Source organism: Nostoc sp. NZL, assembly GCF_015714705.1.
GTDB lineage: Bacteria > Cyanobacteriota > Cyanobacteriia > Cyanobacteriales > Nostocaceae > Nostoc > Nostoc foliaceum_A.
The window spans coordinates 18,892-38,489 of record NZ_WBKL01000105.1 but is presented as its reverse complement, the minus strand read 5'-3'; the positions used below and the strand labels follow the sequence as shown (position 1 = coordinate 38,489).

Annotated in this window: 15 protein-coding genes; 1 reads left to right on the top strand and 14 read right to left on the bottom strand. The window is 43.6% G+C overall.

Annotated features, from left to right (window positions below):
- Window positions 1-29 precede the first annotated feature (29 nt).
- From F8R90_RS14975 to F8R90_RS14950, 6 genes are all read right to left on the bottom strand, one after another.
- Window positions 30-1,880: an ABC transporter ATP-binding protein gene (locus F8R90_RS14975; protein WP_196511391.1), complete on the bottom strand. Its 1,851-nt coding sequence runs from the start codon at window positions 1,878-1,880 to the stop codon at window positions 30-32.
- Window positions 1,880-2,938, bottom strand: a complete 1,059-nt coding sequence (locus F8R90_RS14970; protein ID WP_196511390.1) for a glycosyltransferase family 2 protein — start codon at window positions 2,936-2,938, stop codon at window positions 1,880-1,882. The genes F8R90_RS14975 and F8R90_RS14970 overlap by 1 nt, the downstream gene beginning before the upstream one ends.
- Window positions 2,939-3,098: 160 nt before the next feature.
- Window positions 3,099-4,310, bottom strand: a complete 1,212-nt coding sequence (locus tag F8R90_RS14965; protein ID WP_196511389.1) for a glycosyltransferase — start codon at window positions 4,308-4,310, stop codon at window positions 3,099-3,101.
- A gap of 23 nt (window positions 4,311-4,333) precedes the next feature.
- Window positions 4,334-5,521: a glycosyltransferase family protein gene (locus F8R90_RS14960; protein ID WP_196511388.1), complete on the bottom strand. Its 1,188-nt coding sequence runs from the start codon at window positions 5,519-5,521 to the stop codon at window positions 4,334-4,336.
- 15 nt (window positions 5,522-5,536) lie between these two features.
- Window positions 5,537-6,784, bottom strand: a complete 1,248-nt coding sequence (locus F8R90_RS14955) for a glycosyltransferase family protein (RefSeq protein WP_196511387.1) — start codon at window positions 6,782-6,784, stop codon at window positions 5,537-5,539.
- A gap of 195 nt (window positions 6,785-6,979) precedes the next feature.
- The gene (locus tag F8R90_RS14950; protein WP_196511386.1) at window positions 6,980-7,546 is read right to left on the bottom strand and encodes a hypothetical protein; all 567 of its coding nucleotides are present in this window, start codon (window positions 7,544-7,546) and stop codon (window positions 6,980-6,982) included.
- 130 nt (window positions 7,547-7,676) lie between these two features.
- Between F8R90_RS14950 and F8R90_RS14945 the strand changes: the two genes are divergently transcribed.
- Window positions 7,677-8,930, top strand: a complete 1,254-nt coding sequence (locus tag F8R90_RS14945; protein ID WP_230966329.1) for an RNA-guided endonuclease InsQ/TnpB family protein — start codon at window positions 7,677-7,679, stop codon at window positions 8,928-8,930.
- 21 nt (window positions 8,931-8,951) lie between these two features.
- Here F8R90_RS14945 and F8R90_RS14940 read toward each other — a convergent pair whose 3' ends face one another.
- From F8R90_RS14940 to F8R90_RS14905, 8 genes are all read right to left on the bottom strand, one after another.
- Complete coding sequence (locus F8R90_RS14940) at window positions 8,952-10,091, bottom strand: HAMP domain-containing protein (RefSeq protein ID WP_196511385.1); 1,140 nt, start codon at window positions 10,089-10,091, stop codon at window positions 8,952-8,954.
- 2 nt (window positions 10,092-10,093) lie between these two features.
- The gene (locus F8R90_RS14935; RefSeq protein WP_196511384.1) at window positions 10,094-10,456 is read right to left on the bottom strand and encodes a response regulator transcription factor; all 363 of its coding nucleotides are present in this window, start codon (window positions 10,454-10,456) and stop codon (window positions 10,094-10,096) included.
- Window positions 10,457-10,647: 191 nt separating this feature from the next.
- Entirely contained in the window at window positions 10,648-11,316 is a 669-nt protein-coding gene (locus tag F8R90_RS14930; protein WP_196511383.1) for a response regulator transcription factor, read from the bottom strand.
- Entirely contained in the window at window positions 11,294-12,898 is a 1,605-nt protein-coding gene (locus tag F8R90_RS14925) for a sensor histidine kinase (RefSeq protein WP_196511382.1), read from the bottom strand. Before F8R90_RS14925 ends, F8R90_RS14930 begins: the two co-directional genes overlap by 23 nt.
- A 280-nt stretch (window positions 12,899-13,178) precedes the next feature.
- The gene (locus F8R90_RS14920; protein ID WP_196511381.1) at window positions 13,179-15,236 is read right to left on the bottom strand and encodes a serine/threonine-protein kinase; all 2,058 of its coding nucleotides are present in this window, start codon (window positions 15,234-15,236) and stop codon (window positions 13,179-13,181) included.
- A gap of 445 nt (window positions 15,237-15,681) precedes the next feature.
- Window positions 15,682-16,734 carry a serine/threonine-protein kinase gene (locus tag F8R90_RS14915; RefSeq protein ID WP_196511380.1) on the bottom strand — a complete coding sequence of 351 codons (1,053 nt, stop codon included), beginning with the start codon at window positions 16,732-16,734 and terminating at the stop codon, window positions 15,682-15,684.
- Between the two features lie 270 nt (window positions 16,735-17,004).
- Window positions 17,005-19,239 (bottom strand): glycoside hydrolase, encoded by a 2,235-nt coding sequence (locus F8R90_RS14910; RefSeq protein ID WP_196511379.1) that lies wholly within the window; start codon window positions 19,237-19,239, stop codon window positions 17,005-17,007.
- A 78-nt stretch (window positions 19,240-19,317) separates the two neighbouring features.
- Complete coding sequence (locus F8R90_RS14905; RefSeq protein WP_012408256.1) at window positions 19,318-19,548, bottom strand: NifU family protein; 231 nt, start codon at window positions 19,546-19,548, stop codon at window positions 19,318-19,320.
- Window positions 19,549-19,598 lie beyond the last annotated feature (50 nt).

Genomic DNA, 19,598 nt, shown 5'->3' with positions numbered 1-19,598 from the left:
GCCCCCTGTCCCCTGCCCCCTGCCTCTTATCAAACTTCAACTGCATACACATCATCCTCGTGAGAATTTACCGCAGATTTCAAGGCATACATTGCGCTGTAGCGTCCACCTAAACGCAGCAATTCTTTGTGCGTACCTTGCTCTAAAATCTGTCCGTCTTCGATGTAGAGAATAAAATCGGCTTGTTCAACGGCTCTAAGATTATGAGAAACTACAAAGGTGGTGCATTTTTGAGTTAAGCGATCGAGTGCTTCGTTGACGGCGTGTTCGTTTTCGTTGTCTAAGCCAGTGGTAGGCTCATCTAAAATTGCAATCGCAGCTTGACGAATAGCAGCACGAGCAATGGAAATTCTCTGCCTTTGTCCTCCCGAAAGTGTCGCCCCTCTCTCCCCCAAAATAGTCTCGTAGCCTTCAGGTAGCGCCATGATAAAATCGTGGGCATTTGCCAGACGCGCAGCTTGTTCAATTGCTTGGTCAGAAGCCCCCAAACAGCCGTAGGCAATATTATCTTTGACGCTGGCAGCAAATAGAATTGTATCTTGTAACACCACGCTAATTTGCTGGCGGATAGATTGCACCTTGTACTCACGCAAGTCATGACCATCAACTAAAATCCGCCCTTCCAATGGGTCATAAAGGCGTAACAACAAACTTACTAAAGTGGATTTACCGCCACCAGACGGCCCCACCAAAGCAACGTGTTGACCAGGTTGCACTTCAAAGCTGATATTTTGCAAAATTCTCTTTGCTGGTTCGTAGGCAAAGGTGACATTTTCAAACCGCACACCTCCCAGTAAAGGCGGTGCATCCATTGCTCCCCGTGAATCGCTGATTTCGGGTACGGTGTCCAGCACATCGAGGATACGCTCACCGGAAGCGGTAGCTTTAGCGATTTGCCCGGTATATTTGGCAAGTTGCCGCATCGGCTTAAAAGCAATCCTGAGATAGTTGACAAATACAAGCAAATCCCCAGGTGTAATCGCCTGTCTCAATACCAGCTGCACACCCCGCCATAACACCAAAGCAGTAGCAATGCCTACCAGCAGTTCTACCATCCGTTCTAAACCGGCTGCGAGTTTTTGCGCCTTGGCACTTTCTTTTAAACTTTGGCGATTATGTCCCGAAAAAGTCCTCTCCAGCATATTTTGCAGAGAGAGGGCTTGAACAACCTTGATTGCCCCAATGGATTCCGCCGCAGTTGCAGCCATTGCCCCTTCGCGTTGACGTTGCGATCGCACTACTTGCCGAATGCGTTTTGTCAAGCGCATGGTGAAGAAAATAAATAAGGGAAACACGGCGACAGCAATTAGCGCTAGTTCCCAATGCAGCCAGAACATGACAAAAATCATCCCGACTAAGGTGAGGGAATGGGCAATTAGGGGTAATACTGCCATCACCGTCACCTCTCGCAGTCGTTCAATATCGGAGGTAACGCGGGTAATTAAGTCGCCGGTTTTGGCTTTGTGGTGAAATGATAAAGAGAGACTTTGGAGATGACTGTAAAGGTCAGAACGAATTTCAGTCAAGACATTACTAGCTGCCAGCGCCATGCCCACCACACTAAAGTAAGCAGCAGTAGCCCGAAGTAAAGCGATCGCTACTAACCCCAACGTCAAGCCTGTTAATAGGGTAAATGGGCCCAGTCCTGAAAGTAGGGGAATTCCTAAAGACTGAGATCGAAAACCAGGTACAAGGATGTAATCAAAAATAAACTTTAGCGGCCAGGGTTCCAGCAGGTGCAAGAAAATCTCAGCCATCAGTGCCACAAAAGAGACAATCAGCAGCGCCTTTTGTTTGCTCAACTGGGGCGAAAACCGCTGCAAAATCCGCACAATTCCTGGTAAAGCAGCCCTCAGACTTTTGGGATCTCTAGCCGCCATTACGACTTATCTCCCTCCAGGGAATGAACGAGAGAGACTAACTTGGGGACGGGTTTGGTTGTGTTGACTGTGGGATGACTTTGAGTATGGAGATCGCTAATGTAGTAATTTAATTTTCTTTCGAGAGCGATCGCTATTTTCTCCAGCCACAGGGGATTTTTCCCAAAGGTGAGACGACTTAGTAACGGCTTCAAAAATCCCTGATGGCGACGATGCCCCATCCGCTTGTAGCGTTTCTTAAAATACTTGTCATTAGTCGTTAAATCCCACTTTTCGGAGAAGTGTTTTAAACTGGCAATTTCCCAAGCATCACTCCAGCGCAGCATAAAGAATGCCAGTTCTGACAATTCAAACTTTAGCCCTGGTACATAGGTAACTACCGAGGCTGGTTCACAGTAAAATGTACCTCCTGCCTCAGCCACTTTTAGACAAAAATCGATATGTTCCCGCGTACTCAGGAATTTCTCGTCTAACAGCCCAATTCGCCCAAAAATCTCAGTGCGAACTAACATACAGTGAAACTCGGCAAACTCGCATTGTTGACGATGAAGTTGATCCTGTACCTCAGCAACTTTCCGATTTACAAAGTAGTGTTTTTCATGCACCCGTCGCTTGATTGCAGTTTCCTGTATCTCCACAACAATATGAGCTTCACCACCAGCTAAATGTACTGTTTCCCCCAAAGGCTGACCAATGCAAGTAAGGGGACAAACTACAGTTGCGTTTGTTTCTTTGGCACATTCGAGTAAGGAGTTAAGCCAACCTGGACTAACAATTACATCGTTGTCAACAAACACTAAATACTCACTATTAACTTGTTGTAAACCCAGGTTACGGGCTTGGTTGGGTGATAGGTAGTGTTCTGTGCGAATTAATTGGAATCCTTTTGCTTGGGCTTGTTCTTTGAGGTAGCGCTGGATATGCTGAGGTGAACCACCATCTACATAAACTAGGGAGAAAGGTAGTTGAGTGTGTTGGTAAATGCTTTCTAACGATTCGCGGGTGTAACTGAATCGCTCACGCTGGGAAACAATTATAGTGATTTGTGGTTTGTTCATGATTTCAAAGTTATAAGAAAACGAACCGCATACTCCTACGGAGAAGCAAGCTACGCGCAGCGTCTCGTTAGAGAAGGGCGCTAAGGGCGCTAAGGAAGAGGTGTTTTAGAGGGATCTTGTGTGAGTTTTAAATTATTTTAGTTCTCTGGATTGGAAGGGACTACACGAGGGATATTTCGCCTAACAAAACTGATTCAGATGCCGCTAAGACTCTTTGGTAAACATTCATCCAGTTTTGGTATTCTACTGATGGGGCAAGCTGTTGAGTTACTTTTGTTTTGGCTCCTGCACCCAACTTTTTCCGCAGTTCTGGTTGTGTTGCTAAATATCGGAGTGCAGCAATTAATTCTTCTGTACTGCCGGGGTTGATAAGTAAACCGTCTACACCATCTTCTATAATTTCTGCGATCGCATCTACACGAGTGCCAATTATTGCTCGACTCGCTAGCATCGCTTCTAAAAGTGTATTGGGGCAACCGTCATGCAGTGAGGGAATCGCAAAAATATCTAAATGGGGGAGATAAGCTAAAGCTTCTTGGCGGCTGGTAATTCCAGTGATGCGGAGGCGATTACCAATACCGCTTTGCTGTACTTGTTGCTCCCAGTATTCTCGTTCTTTCTCAACAAAATCACCTATCAACAAGAGTGTTAAATCTAACTCTTTACTCAAGTGGGCGCAAGCATCGAGGAGAAATTCAATGCCCTTCTTGTCTCGGAACCTACCCGATGAACCAATAACAATACCTGGCAATTCGTTAATTAGAGACGGAGTGGGGAATTGTTCAAAGTTAATAGGTGCGATGGAATTCCAGAAAGCTGATGATTTTAACTTCACACTTGGACTAATAACACTAGCTCTTTTGAGCAAGTCACGGCTGACAAATGTCACCCAAGCAGAATTCTCTAAAATCCATGCTATTTGAGCATGATTCTTAGGATTAAAAATATGCTTATGTAAGTCGCTACCACGAACACTATTGATTATCGGAACATCATTTTCTTTTGCTAAAAGTGTTGTTACATAACCTGTTTCATTCATAAAGAAGGCGTGAAACAAGTCAAAGCTATGTTTTTGATGCAGACATTTGAGTTGAAAGTAAACGTCGCTAAAAAAGTCTTGGATTTCTGTTGTTTGATTGCGAACGGCTGACTTAATGCGATGCACAAACACACCATCTTGAAGCGTTGATGTGCAACTTGCTCGTCTGCGACTTCCATCAGAAACTAGGCGTTGTTTGGAACGAAAAACTGCAACGTGAACTTCATAGCCACTGTTAATTAGCATCTGGGAAATTCGATGTACTGATTCACCAACCCCGCCAATATCGGGTGGATATTCGAGTGTAGTAATACAAATTCTTATTTTATCCATGATTCTATTTTTCTATGAATTTATTATGCAACTTTTTGTTTAACTGCTAAAGTTTTTAAGATGGTTGCAGTCTTTTCAACTCCGCTGGAATCAAAGCTAATTTTGTTTGGTTGCTCTTTGAGGTAATTAATAATATTAATAGCAAAGTAATCGGGTTGCAAATCATTAGGATTGATAAATTTGACGATTCCTAAATTGCTTAATTTTTCGGCTCTAATAGTTTGTTCTCGATCCTGGTTGCCTGTAAAGGGAAGAATCATGGCTCGTACACCTGTGGTTAGAACATTCATTGTGGTGTTATAGCCAGACATATTTATTGAAAGGTCTGCTTTTTTCATGTAATTTAGCAAGTAAGGAGTATAGCGTCGAATGTGGAGATTTTTACTATGTCTTGCCATTGTTTGCAACTCATGAAATTTTGAATCTGGGATGAATGGCCCGGTAAAAACCTGAATGTTGTGCGGTAATACTTTCTCTAAGAAAGGGGCTGTTTCCACTACAGATTCAAGCAATTCATGACCAAATCTTCCACCTCCTACGCTGACTAAAATCAGGGGTTTGTCTGAGCTAATAATTTCTCGATCTTCATCAGTTAAAATAGGATTTATAGGTACTTCTTGGACAACATATCCTGTATAATATACTTGACAGTTAAGGTCGTTAACTCTAGAAAAAGTTGCTTCTAGTGGGACTAATCCAGGGTCACCATGAACCAGTAACATATCAAAATATTTGTTAATTAAGTTACATACTTTTTCTTCGTGTTTTGCCTGTTTTTCTGGTTTAGCAACTACAATATCTCGCAAGCTAGAAACAACTTTGGTTGAGCTTCTATTTGATTTTGCTCTTTCTAACAAGGGAATTAATTCAAAAGAGAAGCGTCTTCTCCCAAAGGGAAATAACTCAACTATTAAAATATCAGGCTGGAATTGGTCAAATATTTCCAGAAGTCGATTTTTTCTGATTTCCTTGACTTCGGTGAGACTAAAGGCATCATCTACTACTTGCAGTTCTGTAAATTCTGCGTCAGTTTTAATTGCAGGCAAGTTTATGACTTCGACACCAGCAGGAATTTCAAATCCTTGAATTATTTCACCGCCATTAATAAAACAAATTTGGAAGTCTTTGGTTAAACCGCGCACAATTTCCCGGCTGCGAACTAGATGCCCCATACCCAAAATATGTTGGCAGTAGAACATAAGACGTTTCATAACAACTTTACCTCTTTAAACAATTTTGGCAATCATTGCTAATTCCGGTAATTGTTCCGGGGACTGGTAGCAAAATGGAATCACGCTCTTTTTTTTTGCTAGTAAGGTGGAGATATATTGGCTAATTTTGGGCAATCCATCCAGATTAATTGTCGTCAGGGAAATCTGCGGAGTTTGGAGTTGTTGCAACAGCGATCGCAGTAAAATATCTGGAGCTAGATCATTTGGATGAATAGCTGCTAAAATCCCCAACTTTTCCAAGTGTTCTGCACGAATGCACTGTTCTCGTGATGGTTTAATTCTGGGTATGACTACTGCTGGCTTACCCACTGAGAGAATCTCGCAAGTTGTGTTGTAGCCTCCCATTGCTACTACGGCATCTGCGGCGGCGATGTAACTCATCAAATCATCGGTAAAGTCGCTCATCTGCACCTGAGGATATGCAGCAGCTTTTTGTTCTAATGCTGCTTTATCTTTGGCGGGCATTTCGGGGCCACATATAATTAAACTTCGTAATTTATAAGAAGCTGGCAACAATGCCAAACTCGATAAATAGTTATCAATTAAGCTGTAACCATCTTCGCCACCACCCGGCGTAACTAAAATAAGTTGTTCTTCTGGACTTAATCGCAACTCACTACGGATAAGATTTGGACTTTTACGCCCCAGTTCTGTGCGGATGTAACCACAGAACTGCACCTTCTGGGCAACCATTGGCGGTAGTTGATATTCTTGGCGGATGTCGAAAATTTCGGGAGTGCCAACCACAAGCACGGACTTGTAAAATGTATCGATTGCTTCGTAGTAACCGTGCTTTTGCCATTCTGTGATTGTCACATCTGGATGATCTAAAATGTCACGCAGCAGGAGAATTAAGGGAGTTTCCGGCAATTTTTCTTTGAGATATTCGACAGTAGCTTTTAATTCATTACGGATACCATAGGGCTTTTTGTCTACTAGAAATATATCCGGTTTAAAATTAGCGATCGCAGATAAAATTAACTCTGAGCGCAATTTCACTGTTTCATCGATTTCTGTCCCCAGATACTTGACATACATTTCACCTGATGTTCCCCGATTTAAACAGGGTAGCTTAATGTAATCAAGTCTTTTCGGGAGACGAAAGCTGTGCAGCATCGGCGAACCAGAAACAACCAAAATAGAAAGTTCTGGAATCGAATCAAGTAAATGGGTGCAGATTGCCAGCATTCTGCGAATATTACCGAGACCAAAGCCATCGTGGGAATATACCATCAGTCTCATGGCTAAATGTCCCTCAATTATTCAGTGAATAGATGCATGCCGTACTAATTAAATAGGTTCTCAATCTTCTATGAGTCTTTTATGAAACTTGTATGAGAATTTTCTCATAATTCTGCCCTGTTGGCGCAGCCTCTCGTAGAGAAGGGGCTTGGTTAGAGACAATTTATAAACTAAATCTTTAGTCGCCGTAGTCGATTAATTCAAGTATCGAATCGACTGCGAAACTTTGACTGCTTCTTGGGGAGTAACGTTACTACAATTAGACAATTCTGGTATTACTCCCGTACCAACAAATCTGTAAAAGGGGCCATTTTGCTCTCCTAACCACTGCGATAGCAATGTTGGTTGTTTGGCATTACCGTATAATCCTTGCTCCAAAACACTTTTTCCAAATATCGGAGAATTTATCGGGTAACTGCGTGACCCAGAGGGCAAGTCGCCAATACCACCAGATGCTGACTCAATCGCAAAGCATTTATCTGCATTTAAATTTTGATAAATAACTAAGTAACGCAAGCTGTCAACATTTTCGCGCCCAGCCGAGACTAATACTTTATCGGCATGAAAATTTGCGGGTACGTAACTTGGTAATGCTAATTTTAACCCTAGCGATCGCAAAACTTTTAACTGAGTCGGTGTTAATTTTATTACCGAATTGGTTTGTGAAGGTTTAGGTTGAGCAATCACCGCAGCCGTAGAAGCAATGATACAGGCGACAACGCAAGAGGAAGCAAAGTTAACGGAGTATTTGAATAATTTCATAGTTAATAATTATACTTGCCAGATATGAATTTGCTCAACTGGCATAGCAAGGAGTCCCCCACCAAATCTGTACTCGGATTGGTGGCGGGAGTAATTTACTTTTTCTCACGTATTGAGATAAAATAAGGGAATGAAGCAAGTCCTGACAGTATCCTGCAAAATCCAAGTCACACCTGAACAAGTTGCCAAAATTGATGCAACGTTGCAGGCTTTCGCGGATGCTTGCGAATACGTGAACAAGACTGCACCACCAACTCTGGTAAACGAATTGGCGATGCAGTCTTTGGTCTATCACAGTGTCAGGGCGTTGTTTGGTTTGTCTTCTCAGTTGGCTATTCATGCGGTAAGGAGAGTATCTGGAAATCGCAAGACTGCTAAACAAAAAGGAAAGCCAGTTACGGGTTTTGCGCCAACTTCTGCTACCTACGACGTGAGAACGTTCAGCTTTCGAGAGAAAGACTGGACAGCTAGTTTGACGTTGATTGGTGGTAGAGAAAGGTTCATTCTTGCCATTGGTAACTACCAAAGGGGGTTGTTGAAGGGGCAAAACCCTAAAACAGCGACTTTGGTAAAGCGCAAAAATGGCACATACTACCTGAATATTCAGCTTGAATCCGAACCGCCAACACCACAAGAAACAAACAAAGTATTGGGCGTTGACCTCGGACGCACGGATATTGCAGTTACTTCCGGCGGGGATAAATTTAGTGGACAAAACATAACTAAGATTCGGGATAAATACGCCAGAGTTAGAGCGCAACTCCAACACAAGTCCGCGAAAGGCACAAGAAGTAGTCGGCGCAGATGTCGCCAGCTTCAGCAACGGTTGTCGGGAAAAGAGAGGCGTTTTCAGACTCACATTAATCACATCACCAGCTACCAAGTCGTAAAGGGAGCCAAGGATAACAATCAGATGATTGCCTTGGAAGAATTGACCGGAATCAGAGAACGCACAAACACCTTGCCCCGTAGTAAACGAGAACGCCGACTTTCCAATAGTTGGAGTTTCTATCAATTGCGACAATTTATAGACTACAAGGCGATTAAGTTTGGCGTGAAGTTGGTTCTTGTTGACCCAAGATATACCTCGCAAACCTGCCACAACTGTTTGCATATTCATCCTGTCAAGGGTGAATCGTATCGCAGTGGTAAGAAGTTTGTTTGTGGTCATTGTGGGTGGATTGGTGACGCTGATTTGAATGGTGCAAAGAATATTTCTGCAATTGGGGCTGTGATTGTAAACCAGCCTCGTGGTTCAGGATTGTCTTGTAAGTTAGATGTGCGTATTGGGAAAAAGGCTGAGTACGTGCAACTAAGCTTGTTTGATATTTCTAGGGCTTCTCAAAGCCCCCACTGTACCTGTACTCAGGTCAGTGGCGGGTAGTTTACCTGGGCACCCTACAAACTAATGCTTCCTCTGCCCCTCCCCCTGCTCATTTTCCACGAGTTGTGCTTGGGTGGAACGTAATTCTGCTAACGCCAATTCTAAGCGTTGATTTTTCTCATCTAACTCCCGTGTCCGTTCGCGCACTTTCCTTTCTAGCACCTGGCTATATACTTCTAGCTGTTCGTTAGCATCCTTTTGGGCTTTGATGAGTTGCTGAACTTCTTGAATAAGACGATTGAGGGAAGTCGCTAAGATGCCAACTTCATCATTAGTCGTAACGGGTGCTTGTAAATCGAAGTTAGATTCTTCTGTAACCTGTTGCGCAATATGAGTGACAGCTTGAATGGGACGGGCAATGGCGCGACTGGTGTAAATTGCTAGTAATGTGGCGATCGCAATTGATAGTGACAGGCTACCAATGATAATGTATAAGCGTAATTTTTCTGCCGTTTGTAGTTCCTGTTTTGCTTGCTGATACTCCTCGGCTGTAATTTGCACAAGGCTCGTGATGTCATTGAGAAAGTCATCCATCAAAAAAACTGACGAGCCATGCATGAAATTGAACAATTGACTTTGTGCTGTCTTGATTTGACTGGGTGATAATTTATTGGGATTATTCTCCCGAAAAAAAGCTTCTGTACGCTGTAAGTAAGCACTAAAACCTTTATAGTTCTGCAACAAGGGGTAAACTGCTTTCTGCCCACTTATAGAACCATATACGGTGGGCTTGTTAATGGTATAGTTTGCTGTTAATTCAAACCAAAGTTGTCGGGCTTCGGCAACATGCTCAATTAATTGAGTATAATTTTTTTCCCACAGTTTTGGTCTATCCATGTAGAGAATCAGTTGATGTTGGGTGGTGCGGACATAAAAAACGCTCGTTTTTAGTTGAGATGCTTGATATAACTCTTCAAATGCTGCGTCTTCCCGCTTTTGCGCTTTCTGCTTGTAATGATCTGCAATCACAAAACCCATAGTAGTTCCCAGCACGGCGATGCTAACAAGCAGCGCATATCCAATACCGATCTTTTGACCAACCTTCAAATAGCTAAACCAATGTCTAGAGATACTTGTGTGTGTAGCTAAGTTGTTTGATAGTTGTAAGCGGCTATTTGATTGCTTAGAAGTCAGTTTACCGAACTTACTGTACTGTTTCATACTCAACCACGACTTAGATGGATTTGAATTCGTTCCAGCAAGTCACTGAAGCGAAATGGCTTAGTGATATAGTCATTTGCTCCATTGTTGAATGCGATCGCTCCTTCATGATCGTCTTTACGAGCTGTGACGATGATAATGGGTAGAGTCTCTCCTTGTCTACGAAGTTCTTTTAATACTGTCCAACCGTCCACAAATGGTAATCCCAAATCAAGCAGCATCAAATCAAATTTACTATTTTGAGCCAGAAAGAGCGCCTGCTGTCCATCTTTGGCAACGGTGGTTGTGTATCCCTGTCTGCGTAAGCCTTTTTCTATAAAAGCAGCAACACCTGCTTCGTCTTCAACAATTAAAATTTGATTCATAAATGAGAATTCAGGAGTCAGAATTCAGGAGTTAGAAGAATCGTCTCGTTTTCTCCATTGCCGTAATATAAGGTCAACAATTTCGTAGTCAGGACTTTAGTCCTTATTTTCTAAGCACGTTTTGTGCTTACTACAAACCGTCAGAACTAGCTTGACAAAGTTCTATTAGCACTTGGGTAAGTACTAAACAATTATGTTCGCAAGCGATAACCCATCCCTCTAACGGTTTCAATGACGTTGCTGCCTAGTTTTTTGCGGAGATAACCGACATATACATCAACAATATTAGAACCTGGGTTATAGTCGTAGCCCCAAACGTAATCTAGCAGTTGTTCTCGACTAATAACCTGTCCAGGATGACGGCAAAACATTTCTGCCATTGTAAATTCACGAGCAGGTAATTCTATCAAGCGATCGCCTACTTTCACCTGTCGAGTTCGCAGATCAAGCACTACGCTACCAGCTTTCAGGACAAACTCTTGGGCATCTTTCACAGGTCTAGCAGTTCGCAAACGCAACCTTACCCGCGCCAGAAGTTCTTCAAATCGGAAGGGTTTTGTGACATAATCATCTGCGCCCCCTTCTAGTCCAGCGACTTTATCGTGAATATCACTCCGAGCCGAGAGGATAATTACAGGTAAGTCTTCTCCCTGTCCCCGCAGTTCTTCTAGTACCTGAAATCCATCTTTTCCAGGCAAACCCAAATCCAAAATTAGTAAGTCAAAGGTTCCACTCTGTGCTACATCCAGCACATGCAGCCCATCGGCAACAACTGCGGTTGTAAATCCTTGCGATCGCAATCCTTTCTCAATAAATGAGGCAATCCGGGGTTCATCTTCAGCGATGAGAATGTTGGGCATATGCACTCATTTCCTGCGGTGGATCGAGGGGTAAAACGATGGTAAACATCGAACCTTTTCCTAGTTGACTCCGAAGCAATACCTGTCCACCGTGCGCCTCGGCGATCGCTCGGACAATTGACAGCCCCAATCCCGCACCCTCGGAACGACGGCGACTGTTAGAAGTTCGAGCAAAACGTTCAAAAATCCGTTTTTGATCAACAAGGGGAATGCCTTCGCCTGTATCGCGTATCCAGAAACGTACCTTTCCTTTCGCGATCGCAGAACCTATGGAGATAGTATCACTCTTTGCTGTATGCTGAGTCGCATTTTGCGCCAGATTGATCATAGCCTCAGTAATTCTTTGGCGATCAACTATAATCTGACCCTTTGCCACCGCATCTATTTGCCAATCACGCTCTGCTAGTGCCTGGGTTTTGAAAAATAACTCTTGGGTTAAGTCTGCTACATTCACCGTTGCCAACTGCAAAAAGTCTAAGCGTTCTGCCTTTGCCAACAAAATCATGTCATCGACTAGACGACTCATCCGGTCTAATTCTCCCATGACCAGCGCCAAGGTTTCCTGTTGCTCTTGGGGGTCATCTCCCATCAGTTCCAGATGTCCGCGAATGATGGTAATCGGAGTCCGCAATTCATGCCCAGCATCGTTGACAAATTCCTGCTGGGTGGCAAAAGCTGCCTCTAGCCTGTCCATCATTTCGTTGAATGTCGTTGCTAGTTCTGCCAGTTCTCCCTTACCTCGCGCAGGTAAGCGCTGGGTTAAATCTGACTCACTAATTGCATGGGCAGTGGTGGTAATCGCCCTTAGGGGAGCTAGAACCCGTCCCGCCGCCAACCACGCCAAGATGAACGACACGACAAATACTAAACTAGAAACCTCAATAATTACCGAAACTGCTTCTAGAGCTTCTGCCCGCTCACCAGCTGTAGTATGGGCAATAACGAAGACACCCTGAATTTCTCCATTAATTTTAATCGGTTCTACAATATAAAGAATTTTACTAAGATCAGGGTCGGAAAATTCTTTTTCTCCCTGCTCTGGTTTGCTTTGTTTTGCCCACCGCTTCATGAGCGGTGAATCCTTGGCAAGTGATTTGGGACGCGCTCTCGGACTAGATTTATAAAATTCACCATCAACAAAGGTGATGAAGTAAGAGTCATCCTCTGGTAGTCGATACAACAGATAAGCTCTGAAAAGTCTGATCAAATCTTCTTTGGAAACTGGAGGAGCAATTTGTTTTTTGCCATCCAGCAACCATTTCAATTGCTCTGGCCCAATCACTATGTCTTCTGGGTCGTCCTCAGTGAGTGCATCCTCTGGAGCAAAGGTTTCACCTTTAATTAACGCATTCAAAGCCGCCATGTCTTGTAACATATCTTGACGGACGCGCTCATCAATGCGTTGGTAGAGCTGGTAGCGAAATGCGGGAATGGCGATGAGAAAGGTTATCCCCAAAATCAGCAAATACCAGAGCAAAATTCGGGTGCGTGCTTCTCCAAATACTTGCTGCCAACCTGAAAATAGCTTAGGTATTTTAATCCCAAACCTGCGATCGCGGCGATGGGTTGTAGCGCTGCTCATTTTCACCCCTCCTCACTTGAGACAGTTTATCGCAATTGAGGATTTGTCAGAAGAGGCAGGGGAGCGGGGAGCTATTAGCTGGGGGGAGGTAGTAACGGATCTTGTACTTCGACCAATCGAGAACGCTCGCTTTTGGGCGGGGCTTGATACCCATGTTCCGCTCCGCTTCACGGCAACTCTTGGAGACGCTGCGCGAACGGGACTTTCTATTGCTCCCCCTGCTCCCTGCCCCCTGCCCCTCCGCCTCTTCGGTCATTTGATGAACTATCCCAATCCCTACTCACTGAGACAAGCGCCAAATCTTAATAGTATTGTCCTCACTACCGCTGACAAGGGTTTTGTCATCAGGACTGAAGGTAACGGATGTCACGGTGTTAGTGTGCCCCGGCAATGTGAGAATTTCCTCTCCTGTGGCTGAATTCCATAGTTTGATAGTGCGATCGCGGCTACCACTAGCAATAATTTTACCATCGGCACTGAAGGCTACGGTTGTGACAGTGTTTGCATGTCCCACTAGTGTGCGAATTTCTTTTCCCGTAACTAGATTCCAAAGTTTGATGGAGCGTAGGCGTAGCCTGTCGTAGGCATCGCGGCTAGCACTGGCTAAAATTTTACCATCTGGGCTGATAGCTACGGCTGTTACTGTTTGAGAATTTCCCTCCAGTGTACGGATTGAATACCCTTTTGTTAGATTCCAGATTTTGATCGTCTTATCAAAACTGCCACTGGCAAGAATCACGCCATCCTGGCTCATGGCTATCGATCGCACCCAGAATGTATGCCCTAACAGTGTCCGAATTTGCTCTCCTGTTACTAAATCCCAGATTTTAATGGTGTTGTCATCACTACCAGTAACTAGGGTCTGGCTATCAGCGCTGATGGCTAGGGCATGAACTGAGTCAGAATGCCCTGTAAGAGTGCGAATTTGTTTTCCGGTTGCTAGATTCCAGATTTTGATAGTGCTGTCATCATTACCACTAACCAAAGTTTTGCCATCTGGGCTAATCATCACAGCATTCACCTGCTGAGAATAGGCGTTGAGTGAAGAGATTGCTTTTCCGGTTGCTAGATTCCAAAGTTTAATTGTGCGATCGTCGCCACTGCTGGCAATTGTTTTGCCATCGGGGCTGATGGTGACGGATAAAACCGAGTTTTCATGTCCCTGAAGGGTGTTCGCTAAGGAAACGTTCCCCAAAGTAATCTTTGGTGGTTGAACTAAAACCGCCTCATTTTTGCCAGAATTATTGTGCTGACTCAGCTTAGAGACCAAAGTAGTCTGAATCCGGCGAAAATGTTTATACCAAGATTCTTGGAATCCGAACAACAGAATAAAAGCACTTACCAAAACTAATGTTCTCAGTAAGGGATAAGTTTTTGGTAAATATGGGGCTTGAGTTGCGGGTATTTTCCCAGATGACTTACCCGCAGGTGGTAGTGCCAGGAGTTGTTTTGGAGTCAAGTCTCTGAGGACTTCATCGGCTGATTGGTAACGTTCATGGATGTCTTTTTTCAAAAGCTTGTCGATGACAAAATCCAACTCAGGATTTAATGGACTCCGCAAATATTCTCGCCAATTACTCACCCAGGCGTACCCAGATTCCATCCACAACTGAAAGGGGGAATTTCCTGTTAGCAAATGAAAGCAGGTAGCCCCTAAACCGAACAAGTCACTGGCGGGAAAAGCTTTACCATCTCTAATCTGTTCCAGGGGAGAATAACCATGCGAACCAATGGATGTGCCAGATTTTTGCTGAACTCTGGCTGTAAATTGCTTTGAGGAACCAAAATCAATCAGACTTAATCGCCCATCACTTTTATTGCGGATAATATTTTCTGGCTTGATATCTCGATGAATAACTTTGCGATCGTGGATAAATTTCAGGATGGGCAGTAAATCTAGCAAAATAGATTGAATTTCCCTAGCGTTATACGCCTTGCGTTGCTGCAACTCCTTTAATAAATTTTCTCCATTGATAAACTGCTGCACTAAATATAGGCAGCCGTCTTGCTCAAAGTAAGCTAGCAAAGTCGGAATTTGGGGATGTTCACCAAGGTCTTGTAGTCGCTGCGCTTCTTCCGCAAACAACTCCATCGCCTTTTTTTGCGACCAAGTTCCTTGGAATTTTGGAGCTAATTGCTTGATAACACAGCGTTCATTGAGTTTATCTACATCTTCTGATAGATAGGTTCTGCCAAATCCCCCCTCATCTGAAAGGACTCGGATGACACGGAAACGATTTCTTAAAAGTGACACCAATGGGGTGCTACAACTTTGGCAAAACTTCTTTCCATTGGGATTCAGGGGATTTGAGCAATCGGGATTTAAGCAGCAGATCATGATCTGACAGGCGCGACTGCATGACAACTTAGGCTAAGTTTGCCCCGAACTTTCCCTTAAAAAAATTAGCTCTCGCTTACTTGTGGTAGAAAACCCTGTTCTGGGGATTGGGGAATTACTTAATATAGTTAGCGTTTGTAAATAGTAGTCAGTCTTCCTCATCTGTGGAAAACTACGAGAGCCATAAGATTAATTATTCTTTCGATTATATAGTAATCTGAATAAAAAAATTTTCTCAACATTTAAACCTAGTAATTATGCTTGTATATTGTCAACCAATAACTTGCTAAGTATTAGAGATAAACCCTGATTAATTAACCATCACTGGTTATGAAATGTAGTTAAAATACTTACTAAATTTGTTTTAGCTATTTTAAATCGCCATAATTAATTATTCATTTTATACGTTAGGTAAAAGGTCTTCAACTTAACTGTGTGACCTTGCTTACTTGAGCCTTGCTCTCCATTTACGAATAGCACTAGCAGTTCTGGCGACAGGTGGCATGTATACATCAGGAGTTTCGTAGGAATTTCCGTGTTGTGCAATACTTTTATTATTTAATTTTTGGGTAGTTAGACAGTTAGCCAAAGTAGGCAAATAGCTTTCGTTACTTAAAGCTTTTATCACTTCATCGGCAGTCTTAAACCGATCATTTAACGTAATTTTCACCATCTTTCCTAAAATCTGGGCGAAACTATCGCTAATATTTACCTCTTTTTGCCAGCATATCTCACCAGTATTTGCGTCGTAGTCAAATTCTAAAGGACTTTTAGCAGTCAACATATAAATACAAGTTACACCCAGTGCATAAATATCACTGGCATAAACTGGACGTAGAGAAAACTGTTCTGGTGGTGCAAATCCCCTAGTTCCGATAAAGTTGGTGTTTGCAGTTTGATTGATTGAGTTTTCACAAGCATTAACTAATTGCTCTTTCACCGCACCAAAATCAATTAGCACTACCCGCCCGTCATACTCACAGCGCAATAAATTCTGGGGCTTAATATCCCGATGAATCACATGATGTTTATGAAGATACTGTAATACAGGTAATAGTTCCTGCAAAAACTGTTTAACTGAGCCTTCGCTTTTGGGCCCAGTTTGCCGCATTTCTCGTGCCAAAGTCAAACCCGGTACGTATTCTTGAATTAAAAAAAACTCCCCATTCGCCTGAAAGTAGTCTAATAGCATGGGAATTTGCGAATGACTACCGAGTTGACCCAAAGTTCTTGCTTCTTTTTCAAAGCGCGTACACGCCTTTTGCCAACTTTGGGGACTAGTTACTTTCGGACAAAGCTGTTTAATGACACACAGGGGATTCCCAGGTAATACGGCATTTTTGGCTAAAAACGTGATGCCAAAACCACCTCTACCCAAAATTTGCAATATTTCATAGCGATCGCGAAATAGCCGTTTGGAACCACACATCTGACCAAGTTGAGTTTGCTGTGAAATGCTCTCTTGAGAATTAGTTATTTTCTGAGAAAAGCGATTCATTAGTATAAAATATCTGCTCTGAAATGTCTCTAATCTTACGATAAATATTCATGGAGAACAGTAATATTACTGCATCTTTGCCAAATCCTTATTACTCTCCTATTGAAAATTCAAAAAGTAAAAATAAATTTTGTAGAATTTACGCATTGACAAGAGAAATTCAATATGCATTACAAAAATCTTGGCAACACATGAATTTGCTGTAGGGGCGTAGATGTACGCCCCTACTAGGTATTTTGTGAAATGGTGTAACACCAAACCTATTGAGTACTAAGGCACTTCAATGGGAATCAAAGCATTTTCTGGCAAGTAGTTGGAAAAACGCCCTTCATCAGCAAGCACCAAAATCAGACGCAGGGGATAATCTGGCGGAACTTGCAAGTCTGCCCACGGTACTGCCAACTCTAAACAATTATTTAAAGCAACTTGAGCGCGGCTGAAACGGGGATGCCATTGATGATTGTCTCCAGCTTCCCGGAATTGAATCGATTGCGTCAGCAAGTTAACTTCTAGAAGATGGTGGAAAAGGTAATTCAGTGGGGCTGCATCTGGTACATCTGCCAAGGGGACTGGGCTATTGACCATTGTTTTTTCTGGATAGAACCACAGCAAATTCAACTCTGCTGGAAAATCTCGCCCTGGGGCAACGCCATTTTTAAAGTCCAGCCGCAAATAGAAATTGAGGTGATCCACCCCATACCAAAGTCGCTGGATGACACTGCTGTTGTGCATCGTCCCCCGCGCCCCGCCAATTTCTATGCGTCCAGCTTTGTCCCAGTCTTGCTCATCACCCCTACCATCGATAACAGGATGGATAAATCCTTGTGGAGTGTGGCTTCCCTGTGCTTCGTGGATTTCCACTGGTTGCTTGAGGTAGGGCGGTACAGGTTCATTTAATGCCTTGTAAATGCCAAACAAGTGTTCTCGAAATAACTGGTCAAAGATGGCATCCTGATTTGATGAGTGTCCTGCACCAAACCACCAAAACCAGTCGGAACCCTCTGCGGCATACAATGCTTCCCATGCTTCTGGGTTGTTTTCTTCCGTCGCTTCGGGATGACTTGCTAGCATTTCCCTTGCTTCTGTCAAGTAATCCCAAGCACGATTTTTGGCGGGATCGCCGATCCAAGTGGTGAAACTACCATCCACCCAAGAACCACTATGTAGTTGCCTTCCGGGAATGGTAGCTGTGGCTGGAAATTCTTCCAGAAATTCGGAGACAGTGACGAGTTTGAGGTGGGGTTCATCGCTCAAGCTTTGATATAAAGCTTCTAGGAAGGGTTTGCCGTCTTGGGGATAAAATTCCCAACAATTCTCCCCATCCAAGGCGATGGTAACTAGCCAAGGTTGTTCACTGTGACTCTCTCTTTGCATTTTAGCGATCGCTTGCAAATGTCCCACTAAGTCCGCAGCTGCCTGTTTTGCTGGCATTGCACCGTAGGTAAAGCCAATCAAATCTGATAATCTGTGGTCACGAAACACAATTGACAAATCACCCTCTGCGGTTTGCAGGCGATAGGGTCGGTACAGCAGTTCTGGTTGCTGCACATTCCCCGCCCCATCCCGATGAAAAAAGTGTTTCAGCGTCCATCCCAAGACGGCTTCATCTGAGCATATCCACTTAAACCCTTGGTCAATAATGTGTGGAAGTATCGCCGGGCTGACTGACTGTTCCGAAGGCCACAAACCACGGGGTATCTGTCCAAAGCGGTCTTTATAAAAGTTCCAAGCTTTCCGCAAGTGGCGGGGAATATCTTCTTCCCACTGAAATCGCTGATTTGGCAGTGTCATATACGGCACAGCTACCCGACCAGAGTTGGTATCAGCTAGCAAGGGTAAAATCGGGTGAGTATAAGGCGTGGTAGTAACTTCTAGCTGCCCCGCCTCCTGCATTTTTCGATGTTGGGGGATAATGCGGCTAAGGATTTCTCGCTGTTTGGAATAAATGCGCTGGCGATCGCTTAAAGTAAAATTCCGACCCTGTTTTAACCAAGCCGCAATTTCCGGGTCATCCCAAAACAGCGGATCGATCCAAGCTAAATTATGCCAAGCTAGCAAATCACCATAATCTGGCAATTCCCAATTTGCTAAACACCAAGCTTGTCCTTTTTCCTGCCTTTGCTGGTACAACTCGGCATAGCGGGGATGAGGATCAATCAGAGTGTGGTGATTGGCATCAAAAAAGTGTTGGATAATAAATTCCCGCTGTTGCTGGGTGAGTTGTTCATCCGGTGTCAAGCTGGCTGTGAGGTAAGGATCAAAAGCAGTGCCAGCAATATAATCTTCTAGTTGCAATATCAGTGATGGTACTAAATTCACCGTTTGGTGTAACTTAGGATACCGCTCTAAGAGCAATACCAAATCCAAATAATCTTTAGTCCCATGCAAACGTACCCAAGGTAGACGGTACTGCTGACTTGGAGATAGCGAAACGCCGCTGCCAGGAGATTTGTACAGCGGCTGATGTTGATGCCAGATAAAAGCGATGTAAAGAGGATGGGACATAAGAATAGTTAGGAGTTAAGAATGAGGAGTTAGGAGTTGATTCAAAACTCATAACTCCTAACTCCTAACTCCTAACTTTTACACCACTTGTTCAATTTCTGCAATTTCAGGAATCATTTCTTTGAGGCGGCGTTCAATACCCATTCTCAGGGTCATTGCAGAACTGGGGCAAGAACCACAGGCACCTTGCAGGCGCAGTTTTACAACAGGCCCATCGAGTTCTACGAGTTCCACATTGCCGCCATCAGACATGAGATAAGGGCGCATTTCATCTAAGACTGTTTCAACGTTGTCAATTGTGAGTTCCATAGTTTTAGACCTGCTAAGTTAATGATGGGGATTGGGCATGGGGAATGGGG

Coding starts and splice junctions, on each gene's coding strand:
- F8R90_RS14975 (WP_196511391.1), bottom strand. CDS start 1,880: ATGGCGGCTAGAGATCCCAAAAGTCTGAGGGCTGCTTTACCAGGAATT.
- F8R90_RS14970 (WP_196511390.1), bottom strand. CDS start 2,938: ATGAACAAACCACAAATCACTATAATTGTTTCCCAGCGTGAGCGATTC.
- F8R90_RS14965 (WP_196511389.1), bottom strand. CDS start 4,310: ATGGATAAAATAAGAATTTGTATTACTACACTCGAATATCCACCCGAT.
- F8R90_RS14960 (WP_196511388.1), bottom strand. CDS start 5,521: ATGAAACGTCTTATGTTCTACTGCCAACATATTTTGGGTATGGGGCAT.
- F8R90_RS14955 (WP_196511387.1), bottom strand. CDS start 6,784: ATGAGACTGATGGTATATTCCCACGATGGCTTTGGTCTCGGTAATATT.
- F8R90_RS14950 (WP_196511386.1), bottom strand. CDS start 7,546: ATGAAATTATTCAAATACTCCGTTAACTTTGCTTCCTCTTGCGTTGTC.
- F8R90_RS14945 (WP_230966329.1), top strand. CDS start 7,677: ATGAAGCAAGTCCTGACAGTATCCTGCAAAATCCAAGTCACACCTGAA.
- F8R90_RS14940 (WP_196511385.1), bottom strand. CDS start 10,091: ATGAAACAGTACAGTAAGTTCGGTAAACTGACTTCTAAGCAATCAAAT.
- F8R90_RS14935 (WP_196511384.1), bottom strand. CDS start 10,456: ATGAATCAAATTTTAATTGTTGAAGACGAAGCAGGTGTTGCTGCTTTT.
- F8R90_RS14930 (WP_196511383.1), bottom strand. CDS start 11,316: ATGCCCAACATTCTCATCGCTGAAGATGAACCCCGGATTGCCTCATTT.
- F8R90_RS14925 (WP_196511382.1), bottom strand. CDS start 12,898: ATGAGCAGCGCTACAACCCATCGCCGCGATCGCAGGTTTGGGATTAAA.
- F8R90_RS14920 (WP_196511381.1), bottom strand. CDS start 15,236: ATGATCTGCTGCTTAAATCCCGATTGCTCAAATCCCCTGAATCCCAAT.
- F8R90_RS14915 (WP_196511380.1), bottom strand. CDS start 16,734: ATGAATCGCTTTTCTCAGAAAATAACTAATTCTCAAGAGAGCATTTCA.
- F8R90_RS14910 (WP_196511379.1), bottom strand. CDS start 19,239: ATGTCCCATCCTCTTTACATCGCTTTTATCTGGCATCAACATCAGCCG.
- F8R90_RS14905 (WP_012408256.1), bottom strand. CDS start 19,548: ATGGAACTCACAATTGACAACGTTGAAACAGTCTTAGATGAAATGCGC.